Below are 13,724 nucleotides of genomic sequence, written 5' to 3' on the forward strand. Positions count from 1 at the left end.
TGAATACCTGTCAGAACCCCGTCCGGTTGCCGTTCCTGCGTGGCCGGGCCGGTTGCCGCCGGCTCGCCGCCCTCCTGGCCTGTCTGGCCCTGAGCCTGGTGCTGTCCGGCGTCGCCCGGGCCGACACCTGTACCGGCTGGGGCAGTGACGTGACAAAAGACGCTGACCTGGGGCTGCCGGCCACGGTGGACATCCCCGTCAGTGCGACTGCCGGCACCGTGCTGGCCTCCGGCTCCGTGACTGTACCGGCCATTACCTGCCGTAATGATACCACCGGGCAGGTGGTAACCCTGACGGAAGTGAACTGGAGCGCCGGCACGTCAGATGCGGGCTCGGGGCTACGCTATGTCGCCCCGGGCATCGGGATACGCCTGAAATATCACGCGACCAGCGGTGCCTCCGCTTTTCTGTCCTCTGCCTATTCGGCAGGGGACACGCAGGGGCTGGACTGGCAGTCCGTTGACTGGCAACTGGTCCGCGCCCCGGGCACGGCCGCGACCGGGAAGACCACATCAGGGGTGGTGGTCTCGGTGGTACTGGATTCGGCAGTCAGACCCAGTTGGGCGGCCCCCACCCTGCGCCTCACCGTCGGTAACGCCCCGGTGGTGACGGCGGCCTGTACGCTGGCGACTGACAAAAGCCTGGTCGTGCTGCCGGACACGGGGGTCGCGGAGATGATGAGCGCCGGGTACAGCGCCAGCCGGGATGTTCAGGCGCAGATAACCTGCCCGGCAGACACCACGCTCAGCGGCGGCACCACCCTGACCCTCTCAACCCCGCAGACTGACACGGACCCCACGCTGGTGAAAAATACCGGCACGGCCACGGGCGTTGCCATTGAAGTACTTGATGGCACCACCCGTGTCAGCGCCGGCGGCGGCACGGTCAGCCAGGCGGCCTTTACCCAGGGCAGCAGCACGGCCTCACCCGGCGCCACGCAGACCCTCAGCGTGCGCATGGTGCGCCAGTCCGGACAGCCGGTCAGCGGCGGAACGGTGCAGGGTACCTTCACCCTCACGCTCGCCGTGAACTGACCGGGCCGGACAGTGATTACCCTCAGTGCGGCGCCTCACCAGGGAGCCGGTCATACCGTGGTGCACAGCCGGATGAACAAAAACAACACATCCGGGTTGTCTGTGCACCGGATTTCCACAGCGTTCGCCGGCAGCCCTGCGCTGCCGGCAGGGAGAATACAGCCCATGACACCCGCCCTCATCAGTACGCCCGCGCTGCCGTCCGTACTTCCCCTGACCGTCCCCGCCTTCGGGCGGGTCTGGCAACTGACGCCGGTTTTCGCCCCTTTGTGGGGAGCGGACGGTCGTCTGACCGCCCTGGAAATGCTAAGCCGTCTGCAGGACCGGGACAGCGGCGCGCCTGCCGCGCCGGAGATGTTTTTTGCCCAGGCGCCACAGGCCGAGCAGCTTCGCATCCTGCACTGGCAACTGGATGTGCTGACCCTGCTCATGCCATGGTGCCGCCGTCGCGGCGTGGCGGTCAGCCTTAATATCAGCCGCGGACTCGCCCTGCGCCTGCTCGGGGAGCCGGACATGGCCGGGGTGGTTCAGGCCCTGTCCCCTTCACTGCGCCTTGAGGTCAGCGAACGGTTTCTCAGCCCGGACACGTCACCCGAGCATGACCCGCTCCTCCAGGGGCTGCGCCCCCTGGCCCCGCTGTGGCTGGATGATTTCGGTGCCGGTGCAACAGGACTGTCCTGGATGATGTCCGGAGCGTTCGAGGCCGTGAAAGTGGACCGGCTGTTCTTTCGCGACCTGGCGGCCCTGCCGGAAGGCGTGTACTTTTTGCAGGCGCTTGCCGCCCTGGCCGGAGCCGTGGACACCCGGATAGTGGCCGAAGGGGTGGAGGACCGCGCCCTGATGCAGACGGCCCTGTCCGCCGGCGTGGACACCTGCCAGGGGTGGCTCTGGCCGGAAGTCACTCTGGCCGCACTTGCCACCCTGCCAGCCGGCCTGCCGGATGCGGAGGGTGCCCGGTGAGCCTGCGGATGAAACACCTCGCCGCAGGTCTCCTGCTGCTGTTGCCGGTGCTGGCGGTACTGCAGTCCGGTCCGCCGCGGCCGGGTCGGCATCCAGTCGTGCGTCCCCTGCAGGCGCTCATGCGGCCCCCGGCCTCAGAGCTGCACGCCCTGACGGTGACCCTGACCACCGCGACGCACCAGGTCCGTGTGCAGGGCGTGACCGTCCCTACAGGAGCCACGCTGCCCGGAGCACCGCAGGACACGGTCTACTCCCTTGACCCGCAACGGGACGGCCACGGCCCCCTGTCCTTCCCTGTCCTGCTTGACCATAGCGGAGGTCACCATGCCTGACCGTGATGAGATGAATTTCCCATCAGGCCGGGTCCTTGTGATGGACCTGTTAACAGTCCATGGTGGCTTTCCATAATGGGCCTGCATCTTTTTTAGGAGCCTGTCGCCCCGTTCTCGTCTGCATGGTCAGGAAAACGGGAACCGAGCGACACGAACGACAGCAAAACGAGAACTGCAGTAACTGGCAGTCTCAGTCTGTAACAATGAGGTCAGGAATGCGCATTAACTTATTATCACCATCATCACTCAGGATTGAACATCTGAGCCCTTTCGTCGTGGCGATCCTTCCTTTGCTCTTGCTGTCGGCGGCTGAGGCATCCATCGTGAGGGATGATATTGATTACCAGACCTATCGGGATTTTGCCGAGAATAAAGGACAATTTATCCAGGGCGCACAGGGGCTTGTCATCAGGGATAAAGACGGCAGACAGGTTGGCGTACTGCAACAGGCACCGATGCCTGATTTCAGTGCCGTTGACCGTCTACTCGGAGTTGCCACTCTTATCAGCCCACAGTACATTACCAGCGTCCGGCATAATGGGGGGTACCAGAGCGTACAGTTTGGTGGCAGCGGGGGAAATCCGGACTACCACCGCACCACTTATACCATAGTGACGCGTAACGACCATCCTGACTGGGATGTCCACGTCCCCCGTCTTAATAAGCTCGTAACTGAGGTGGTACCTCAGAGTGTTCTGGATACCACCGATTACAGCGTGCTTATGGATCGCAGTCGATTCACTACTTTCTACCGTGTGGGTACCGGCACCCAGGATACCCGTGCCCCGGATGGTACTCTCAGGGAGCTCAGCGGTGCGTACAACTATCTGACGGGTGGTACACTTCCGTTACCTGATAACGTTTCTGGATCCCTTATTTCGAGCAATTCCGGACTGCTTTATGACCCGACCACCGGTCCTCTGGGTACTTACGGTCTGCCAGGTGACAGCGGTTCCCCTTTGTATGCCTGGGACTCACTACGCAATACGTGGGTGATTGCAGGTGTACTGAGTTATTACATGGGTATTGATGGCAAGAACAATTTGTGGACAATCGTGCCGCCGGATTATATCAGGCAGGTACAGACCAATAATACTTCGCCAGTCCCCTATCTTAGTCACCCCTCCATGGGGGACATTCATCTGACGTTTGATGCCAACAGTGGCAGAGGCGTTCTGGCTCAGGGTAACGACAATTTCGTTTTATACGGGCTGCGTCCAGATAGCCCGGGTTACGGACGTGACCTGACGCTTTATGGTGGTGGACGGATCGTGCTGGATAACACAGTTAACCAGGACTCAGGTTCGCTGACTTTTGATGGTGACTGGACGGTGGCTCCCCGGGGGCAGGAAACGTGGGTGGGAGGCGGAATCATCACCGCACCTAACAGCCACGTGACATGGCAGGTTAACGGTTTGGGTGGCGACAGTCTGCACAAGCTTGGTACGGGAACACTGTTAATAAACGCTGTGGGTATTAACCCGGGTGAACTTAGCGCGGGCGACGGGACCGTTATACTGAATCAGCAAATGGACAGCAGCGGCCACCGGCAGGCTTTCAGCGTCGTGGATATCGTCAGTGGTCGCCCGGTAGTGGTGCTGGGGAGCGCAGACCAGGTTAATCCTGACAACATTTATTTTGGTTTTCGTGGCGGACGGCTCGATCTTAATGGCAATAACCTGAACTTTCACCGTATACGGAATGTGGACAACGGCGCGCAACTGGTGAACCATTCCTCATCTCCGTCCCTTATCACTGTGACCGGCTATTCACTGGAGGAATGGGCACAACTTCTCAATATGTCCGGCCCCTACTGGCAGAGTAATCAGCATATTTTTCAGGGGATGCTGGGAGAAAATGATGCACAACGCCTAAATGGTCCACTGAGTCTGACATGGTCTCCCACAGCGTCAGGGTATGAACAATTCAGTGTTCTTGCCCTGACCGGAGGCGCGGCCCTGAACGGGGATTTATCTGTCTCAGATGGGACGCTACTACTTTCCGGGAGTCCGGTGCTGCACGCGGGCAATGTTATCCTTCCCGATGACTGGCGGACAGCTGCTTTCAGTCTGAACGCCGTGAACGTGGCCAATAATGCGTCTTTTCATCTGGGGGAGTATGCCTCTCTCCGGTTGCGCGACGGGATGACAGCCGGACAGGATGCCATGGTTATTCTCGGATTCCGGGATGACGACAGCCCTGCGCGGCGGGTATGGCGTTGCTATACCGACGATAACACAGGAAGCCCTGTATGCAGCCGACCGCAGAGAACTTCTACGGAACATGCAACATTACCCACAGCCAGTGCAGAAGGAAACATCACACTCGGCGACCGGTCACAATTGCTGCTCGGGAAGACGGTCTGGTCGGGAGCCCTTCAGGGTACCAGCAGCGCTGGCCTGGCACTGGCAGGTGATTCCTTGTGGCAAATGACCGGAAGAAGCCAGATTGGCTCCCTGCTTGCAGCCCCTGGTAGCATCATTAATATGGCTTCTTCAGAGGGACGCGAACTGAGGGTTGGACGCCTTGAGGCCAGTGGACTCACTGTTCTGATGGGTGCCTCTCCACAGTCAGGCAAACATGACCAGGTGAGTATTCTTCAACAAGCAACCGGCAGTAATAACATTCTCGATGTCAGGCTATTTTTGGATAATAATCAGCCTGTTAACTTTACAACAGACCTTTTACTGGCCTCAGCCCCTTTGGGTACAGTGCACGATTATTTTTCGCTGCCATCAGTAAACCGGGGATTTTCGATTTACACCCCGGATTACCGGGTGACGGAACAGAATGGAGAAGTCCAGTGGGTGTTACACCATAATAGTGCGGGCAACTCCGGTACCGGCAACAACCCGGGCTCGGGGGGCAACTCCGGTACCGGCAACAACCCGGGCTCGGGGGGTAACTCCGGTACCGGCAACAACCCGGGCTCGGGGGGTAACTCCGGTACCGGCAACAACCCGGGTTCGGGGGGTAACTCCGGTACCGGCAACAACCCGGACTCGGGGGGTAACTCCGGTACCGGCAACAACCCGGACTCGGGGGGTAACTCCGGTACCGGCAACAACCCGGGCTCGGGGGGTAACTCCGGTACCGGCAACAACCCGGATAATGGCTGGTTCATTCGTACGGACAATGAGCCACTGATCCGCTCCACCCGTGTCCTTCTTGCATCCGTCAATCCAGTATTATTGGATATGACCGGAAACACATCCCGCCGGACGATTGATCTCTTTTTATCAGAGAATACCGCCGGTTCGTGGGTTAACCTCAGCACAGTGAAAGGCTCAGGAAACGGGCAAAACAGTACCTGGCAGAGCCTAGATATAGGTGTTGATACCCAGTCAGAACACCTGCTGTATGGGCTGTCAGCAAGCGCCGTTAAGGGTCAGAACAGTAATAAAGGTACTGGGCAGATAAACCTGCAGGCGGGAAGTCTCGGTGTCTACGCTGCTTTTTTCGGAGAAGAGGGTTTTTTTGCTGATACGGACCTGAAGTACATTCGGTTGTCTCCCTGGCTACAGCCTGATCCCTTACTGGAAATTTCACCTGGCAGAATGGATATCGACAGTTTTGCGGGCCGGATACGTATCGGATGGCAGTGGCGTTCGGCCGATGGCAACAGCAGCCTTTTACCGTGGGCAGCGGTAACGCCGGGGTATCTGATCGGCAGCGAGCTGGCCGGGCAGGGAAATGGCCTGAAACGCGAGTCCGGGGAAATGATGATGTACGGCACCGGTCTTGACGCGCGTCATCTTCTGGCAACGGGAGACGGGACGTCATTGGTACTGAAAGGTGGGGTATCCCGTCAGTGGGTTACGCTTCTGCCCGGGGTGGAGTTACGTGATCAGGAAGAAGCCAGACATTACGATACGCCAGGATATCAGCGAACATCGGGCTATGTAGGATTTGAGGGGAAGCTAACGACAGCGCTGAATATCAGTCTGGAAGTGAATGTTCGGGATGATGGAAGAATGCACGAGAAAGCAGGTACTGCAGGCTTTCAACTGGCATTTTGACAGATGGAATTGAGGAACCTTTTGTCCGGAAAGTAATAAATAAGTAAATAAAACACTGACCAAGGGATATACGACGCTGCCGTGTCACCAACTGTGATATCGAAGGTCACCAGTGACGTAAGAAAGCAAGTCACCGATTGGCAAAATCGGCAGATGGAACGCTGTATTTCATTGTTTATATGGGCTGTATCATCATCACAGCTCTTCAGCATTGCAGCGTGATAACACACTGTCTTTCTGGTGCTGGGTATCAATGCCGAAGACCAGAAAGAATTAGTGGCTATGTGACTGGACGAAAGTGAAGGTACAAAGTTCCGGCTTAACGTGTTGACATGGCTGGAAAACCATGCTCTTCAGGACATCTTGGTTGCCAGCGTAGACGGTTAGAAGGATTCCCGGATTCCATCAACATCGCCTACCCGCAGACATCTTTCCAGTTGTGCATTATTTATATGGTGCCTAACAACCTGTTTTAGGTGGTGAGGAAGGACAACAAAACCGTCACCAGTGGACTGAAAGCGGTTCATCAGGCTCCACCGAAGAGGTGGCCTTGATAGCGCTGGATGAGGTTGCTGAGTTCAGGGATGAGAAGTGCCCGTAAATCAGCAAAAGCTTACAAGGCCACAGGGGAAATCTTAATACGTAATACGCTCTTAGGTTATCCGCCGGATGTCCGCAAGGCTATCGATACCACGAATGCTATCGCACCGCTAAACATCGTGATCTGTGCGCAACCATCAAAAGATGGAAAGTGTTCCTGCCAGATGGCCCGTCGCTAAATTAAGGTCATTGCTCTATACACGTTCTGCAACATGTTCTCTCTCCTGACCTGTCTTAGAACGTGTTCGCTGCTACATACAGCCAGAGCCATCTGGCGGAAAGGCTGCTGAGCATTACCGAGTTGCTGAACGATTGGAACCTCTGACCATGGATCTGGCGCTGAAATAGCCTTATATAGTGAGAGAGACTCGGTCAATTATGATAAAGATCGGCACAGTACAAGTATGTCGGTAGAGCCATTACCAGAATCTAGCTCTGCTTAGTAAGAATTTACTCCACCGAAGTTCAGGGCCCGATAACGCCAAGGAAAGTCCTAGAAGGCAGTTTGCATAATCGAAATAAAAAACAGGTAGATAATGAATGAGCGAAAATGGTCCAATTCGATGATACGATATTGTACCAGAACATTCGTATTTAATCCTATATAGAGCAAGCTCTATTTCATTTTGATATATTGTAACAATCAATTCATTTGTAACCTTACTAAGAACAGAATGCTTTTCTATCCTTTACTCGCAAATAGAATGACTATATCGCCCCCTACATATCCAGTCTAGCATGTTGATAGCCTTGGCCCAGAAAATAAACCTAATGGAGTTCAAGACAAAAATTAAGAACATTTCAAATTGAAATCCTAATATTGCCAAAGGAATTGAATGTGAGCTCATCGTGATATAGAAATAGAGTAATCGAAATAATTCTCACAGGATATTGAAAATTCTGTGCGGTAGCTATGACATTGATAGTTTTCTGACGGGATTTCTCTCAAAAAGACAGATACAGGTGGTTCTATGAGTAAAGATTATGGTTCTGTTGCCCCTAAAGAACGTATAAACATTGTATATCGTCCAGCATCAGGGGATGAAAACACTTCTGTAGAATTGCCTCTTAAGTTACTTGCAATTGGTGAATACATATTGAGTGAAGATGATAGACAACTGGAATCCATGAATCCGGTCAGTGTGGATAAAGATAATTTTGATAGTGTCATGAGTGCTCATAATGTAGTACTTAACGCTCTGGTTCCAGATACGATATCCGCTAAATCAGGGCTCGAAGAAAAATACCTTTCCATCAATATAAAGTTCAACTCAATAAAAGATTTTACACCTGACGCACTCGTAGAAAACATTCCAGAGCTCAAACGAATTGTCGCAATGAGAGATGCCCTCAAAGCATTAAAAGGACCACTTGGTAATATACCGGCGTTCAGGAAAAAACTTCAGGAGCTTGTTTCGGACGATCAGATCCGTCTGATGATAATGAAAGAGCTGGATATAATGAATAGTTCTGACGACAGAGAGAACGCATGATGAATAAAATGGAAGATGGGGATCAAAAAGCTAATCTGTCAATACTTGACCAGATTACTGGAATGACTCATATTAACCCTGCCGATGAAGCCTATGGTATAACCAAATATGGAATTCAAACTTTCATCAATGAAGTTATTAGTGAAGGTGCTGATACGGATAAGAGAATCACTCAGTCTACTGTTGATACCATGATTGCAGCTATTGACAGAAAACTCTCCGAACAACTCGATGCAATATTGCACAATGTAGAGTTTCAGAAACTTGAATCAGCCTGGAGATCATTGAGGTTTCTGGTTGACAGAACTGATTTCCGTGAAAATATCAAGATTCATATGCTGAATGTCAGCAAGGAAAAGCTTCTTGATGATTTTGACGACGCATCAGATATTACCAAATCTGGTTATTATAAAGTTTTATACAGTGCTGAGTATGGACAGTTCGGGGGACAACCTTATGGCTCAGTTATAGGCAACTACAGCTTTGGACCGGGTACAGAGGATGTGAGACTGCTTAGCAGTATTGCCAGTGTTTCTGCTATGGCGCATGCCCCGTTTATTGGCGCGGCTTCATCCGATTTCTTTGGTCTGGATGGTTATGAAAACCTCCCTAATCTCAAGGATCTTTCATCTATTTTCGAAGGACCGCAGTTTGTTAAATGGAACGCGTTTCGGGAAACAGATAATGCTAAGTATATTGGCTTGACGTTACCGGCTTTTCTTCTGAGGGTTCCCTATCATGAGAATACAGTTCGGGTTCGTAAGTTTAATTATACGGAAACCACACATGATCCCCAATCAGATTTCCTGTGGGGAAATGCAGCTTTTGCTGTCGGAACCCGGATTACGGAGAGTTTTGCGAATTACAGATGGTGCGCAAACATAATCGGTCCACAAGGTGGCGGAGCAATCAAAGATTTACCAGTATATACATATCAGGCAATGGGAGAACTGCAGAATAAAATTCAAACAGAAATACTCATTTCCGAGCGACGAGAGTTCGAACTTGCCGACCTGGGTTTTATTGCACTGACGATGAGAAAAAACAGTGATAATGCAGCTTTTTTCTCTGCAAATTCTGTACAGAAGGCTAAATTTTTTGGGAACAGTAAAGAAGACAGAGAGGCAGCACTGAATTTTAAACTGAGCACTCAACTTCCTTATGTTTATATAATAAGCAGATTGGCTCATTATATTAAAGTAATTCAGCGTGAAAATGTGGGAACGTGGAAAGAAAGAAGCGATCTGGAAGCTGAACTAAATCTCTGGTTACGTCAGTATGTAGCGGATATGGATAATCCAGCAAATGGTGTACGTAGTCGTCGTCCGCTGAGGCAGGCGAGTATTGAAGTAAGTGAGGTTGAGAATGAACCCGGGTGGTATAAAGTTAATCTTAAAGTCAGACCCCACTTTAAATATATGGGTTCATCATTCACCTTATCACTCGTTGGTCGGCTTGATATGCCGAAGTAAATAAGCCAACAAAGATTCTAATATAATTCATCACTTAATCTAACAAACTGGAGTCAAAGATCATGCCAATGCCAGGATATTTAGTTGTGCAGGGTGAAACTCAGGGTAAAATTGAAGGTTCCTCTGAAATAAAAGGTCACGAAGGAAAAATTCTCGTACAGGCTGTAACACATACTATTGAAATACCCAAAAGTCCACAGACGGGATTACCTACTGGTAAACGAGTCCATGGGCCCATGGTGATTTCTAAAGAAATAGATAAAGCCTCTCCAAAATTATTCCAGGCGTTGACCTCCGGGGAACAGTTCAGCTCAGTTATTCTTGAATATTATAGAATTTCTCCGCAAGGACAGGAAGAAATTTACTATACGGTTAAACTTGAACGAGCCATCGTTACCTACATTAGAGATTACACTCCGATGTGTCTGCTTCCTGAAAATGAGAAAATGGGGCACATGGAAGAAGTGGCTTTCACTTATGAGAAAATAACCTGGACATTTACCCCGACGGGAGTAGAGGCAGAGGATTCGTGGTTGGCACCGAAGTCTACCAGATAATTATTACGCATGCACACCCACTGTAAGTACTGGGGGGAATACTTTCATGAGTCAACTGCGGCTATTGCAAAGAATTAACCTAATATCCGTCAAGGGGCACACGTTTATTCCCCCTTCTTTCGAGTTGCTATACCAGTCCGTAAAGGAACATATTCATAAGTTAATGAATACACGGACTGGCAGTGTGATCATCGACAAAGATTATGGTTTGCCCCTTTATATTATGGGACGTAATGACGAGCAAACACTTAGTCAGTACATTCAAAATGTGGTTAAGATGGTTGAAAATTATGAGCCAAGGCTTCAACGCCCCTTCGTATCTGATTTCACTGAAGTGAATAGTCGGCAGGAGATCAGATACACTATTAACGGCAGCATTATGTTAGTTGGTCGTTTATCAGCGATTGCTCTTCGGGTCATCATCGATGACAGAAACAAAGTCATTATTCTGTAGTTGTATAACGCTCGGAGAGTGTCGTATGGCAGGAGACTATTTTAATAAAGAGCTTTTCCGGTTAAGGGAGCTTGCTCGTCATTTTGGTAATATATACCCTGAATTGGCACCGATGCTCAGAAGGAAATCGGAGGATCCTGATGTTGAACGTCTGCTGGAAGGGGTTGCTTATTTGACAGGGCTGACCCGGCAGAAAATGGATGAGGAATTCCCAGAGTTAATTAATGATGTTTCAGAGGTTTTATTCCCTCATTTTCTGAGAGCCATTCCTTCTGTGACGTTAATTCATTTCCCTGTTAAAAGAGGAACTCGAGCCAGCATAATGTTGCCTGAGAGTACTGAGGTCATCTCTATAGCAAATGAAGGTATCAACTGTCGGTTCCGTACAACTACCAGTCAACTTCTGCATCCTATTGAACTTGAAGCTACTGAGTTCCATAGCTCCGTAGATGGGGCCTTTTCTGTCAGTCTGGATTTCATTCTGAACGGAAATCTTCCTCTCTCCGGTACTGATATAATCAACCTGCGAATATGTCTCAGCGGCGAGTATGAAGACTCTGCAAAGGTTTTCTTACTATTTTCCCGTTATCTGAGTAATTTATATTTAGAATCCGAAGATGGCACAAGAGTTAGATTATGTCCTGAAACAGTACGCTTTCCTGCGCTTAATGAAACTATCTTTCCTTCTGAGAGGGACGAATATTCAGCTTTCAGAATGGTGAGAGAATATTTTATTTTTCCGGAAAAGTTTTTTTTCATAGAGCTTAATGAACTCAGTGAAGTCAAAAATTTCAGAGGAAGTAAGTTTAGAGTATTTGCTGAATTCACTGAAAGACCGAACTGGTTTTCAGGACAAGGTAACTGTTCTTTTATGATTAATGTCATACCAGCCATTAACCTGTATACAGTGTACGCCGATCCAATTATGAATACTCACAGGGAGCATGAATATATCATAGTGGCAGGTAGTGAAAAAAATTGGCATCCTGATTTGTACAAAGTGGTGAATGTGACTGCGACCCGCGCAGGAAAAGAAGATGATGTAATATATCACCCTTGGTATGCGATCCCAGACGGTAAAGAAGGAAGCGTAAACGGGAGGATTTTCCGGACAATACACAAACCAAACATTTCTGGGACAGGATGGGATACTTTTCTGTCATTGTATTACACCCCGGACGAAGAAAGAGTAACCGAAATTTTGTCAGTCTCGGCTCTTGCAACAGATGGTATGTCAACCGCCCGGCTCAGGATTGGTGATATATGCATCCCAACCGATTACACTCCAGACGGGTTTAGATTTTCGAATATATCGAGGGTCAGTCCTCCTTTTTTTCCGAGAGATAGCGTGTCATTGCGCTGGACATTGCTGTCACAGATGACCTTGGGTTTTATCTCCGCAGCCACAACGGAAAGCCTGAAAAAAATTCTCAGCCTCCATGTTTACCATGGCCAAGCAGTAAGTATAGAAGAGTCTAATATAAGAAGAATTGAGGGGATTCAATCAGTCAGATCCGTGCCACGGCATCATATAATGGGATACAGTGGCGTGGTGCACGGTTACAGCATTGATATTACATGCAATCCTTCTTTTTACGAAGGGCCCGGAGACTTATATTTATTTGGTTGTATTCTTGACGACCTTTTTGCTGCGCTCTCTGCCTGTAATACTTTTACTCAACTTAATCTAGAGGACTTATCCACGGGAGAAAAATATCAGTGGCCAGCCAGATCCGGATCCAGAATTCTTATTTAGAAGACGATACATTAATAAATTATGACCTATATAATTATTTTCAGCTGCTGAGAGTATTAGAATTATTCTTAACTGAAAAGGGAAATCTTACTATACTTCCCGAGTTATCCTTGGCATTTCCAGTAAATGATATCAAAAAAGTGGAGAAAAGGGGCAATGGAGAGTACATTGTCAGTGTGGGTTTTTTTGGACTGTATGGGGTTTCATCGCCACTACCGGTCTTTTATACCGAGCAATTGATAGAGGAAGCACAGCGAGGAGAGCACGCAGCCAGACAGTTTACTGACCTTATCCATAAGGTCACCTATCCACTACTTAATTCCGCCTGGCGCAGGAATAAAATAATCTTCCGTTTTCATGAAATTAATGACGATGCCATCCATTATTTCCTGGACACTTTTACCGGTCTCCGGTTATACCCCTATCCAAGCATCGTACCGAGCACAATCAGAAAATACCTCCTCGGTTATGCTGGCCTTTTTTTTCGACATATAACATCATCCTCTGCACTTCGTTCCCTGATTACAAATTTTATCTCAGATGTCAGTGTTGAGATTAATACGCTGGTTAGACGTGTTGTTCCGGTTCCACAGGATCAGCAGTGGAGACTGGGCCGGACATGTGTCCCGACAGCTCCTTACGGAGGCCCTCCGGTATTAGCTTATCTCGGAAGTGAGGTTGAAGATTATACTGGAGCAGTACAAATCCTGTTATCCGCGCAGACGGCTCATACATACGCCAGTCTGATGCCTGGAGGTAACAGGGAATGTATGCTTAGAGATATTCTACGTTTCTTCATCGGGGATACGCCGGAAATTCAGATACATATCAGACTTAGAGCGTCTTCCGTACCCTATGCTGCCCTTGGATGCGAAGTAGGTTCCCGGTTGGGGTCAGACTGCTGGTTACCCGGTAATCCTACAGATACATTTAAGGAAGGCCGTCAGTATGTATTGCGAGGCCGTGAGCATTTTCTCTGACGATACAGCAACTATCTTCCCGTCTTAATCGCCCGAGCAGTGGAGCTAATGGTTGCATTGCCGTGGT

Annotated in this window: 9 protein-coding genes; all 9 read left to right on the forward strand. The window is 50.1% G+C overall.

The window, feature by feature from the left end:
* The first annotated feature begins 149 nt into the window (after nt 1-149).
* A complete protein-coding gene (locus CWM66_RS21195; RefSeq protein WP_158262957.1) occupies nt 150-1,034 on the forward strand; it encodes a fimbrial protein in 885 nt (294 codons plus the stop codon).
* Nucleotides 1,035-1,106: 72 nt separating this feature from the next.
* A complete protein-coding gene (locus CWM66_RS21200) occupies nt 1,107-1,994 on the forward strand; it encodes an EAL domain-containing protein (RefSeq protein WP_107147212.1) in 888 nt (295 codons plus the stop codon).
* 547 nt (nt 1,995-2,541) lie between these two features.
* Complete coding sequence (locus CWM66_RS21210; RefSeq protein ID WP_158262958.1) at nt 2,542-6,345, forward strand: S6 family peptidase; 3,804 nt, start codon at nt 2,542-2,544, stop codon at nt 6,343-6,345.
* A 1,571-nt stretch (nt 6,346-7,916) separates the two neighbouring features.
* The gene (gene tssB, locus CWM66_RS21220) at nt 7,917-8,438 is read left to right on the forward strand and encodes a type VI secretion system contractile sheath small subunit (RefSeq protein WP_107147215.1); all 522 of its coding nucleotides are present in this window, start codon (nt 7,917-7,919) and stop codon (nt 8,436-8,438) included.
* Entirely contained in the window at nt 8,435-9,910 is a 1,476-nt protein-coding gene (tssC, locus tag CWM66_RS21225) for a type VI secretion system contractile sheath large subunit (RefSeq protein WP_107147216.1), read from the forward strand. The genes tssB and tssC overlap by 4 nt, the downstream gene beginning before the upstream one ends.
* Before the next feature lie 62 nt (nt 9,911-9,972).
* Nucleotides 9,973-10,467, forward strand: coding sequence for an Hcp family type VI secretion system effector (locus tag CWM66_RS21230; RefSeq protein ID WP_107147217.1), 495 nt, complete (start codon nt 9,973-9,975; stop codon nt 10,465-10,467).
* Nucleotides 10,468-10,513: 46 nt separating this feature from the next.
* Nucleotides 10,514-10,921: a type VI secretion system baseplate subunit TssE gene (gene tssE, locus CWM66_RS21235; RefSeq protein WP_107147218.1), complete on the forward strand. Its 408-nt coding sequence runs from the start codon at nt 10,514-10,516 to the stop codon at nt 10,919-10,921.
* A 25-nt stretch (nt 10,922-10,946) separates the two neighbouring features.
* A complete protein-coding gene (gene tssF / locus CWM66_RS21240) occupies nt 10,947-12,677 on the forward strand; it encodes a type VI secretion system baseplate subunit TssF (protein WP_158262959.1) in 1,731 nt (576 codons plus the stop codon).
* A complete protein-coding gene (gene tssG / locus CWM66_RS21245; protein ID WP_158262960.1) occupies nt 12,641-13,657 on the forward strand; it encodes a type VI secretion system baseplate subunit TssG in 1,017 nt (338 codons plus the stop codon). Before tssF ends, tssG begins: the two co-directional genes overlap by 37 nt.
* Nucleotides 13,658-13,724 lie beyond the last annotated feature (67 nt).

The sequence above is a fragment of the Kosakonia sp. H7A genome, from assembly GCF_003028445.1.
In the GTDB taxonomy this organism is placed as follows: Bacteria; Pseudomonadota; Gammaproteobacteria; order Enterobacterales; family Enterobacteriaceae; genus Kosakonia; species Kosakonia radicincitans.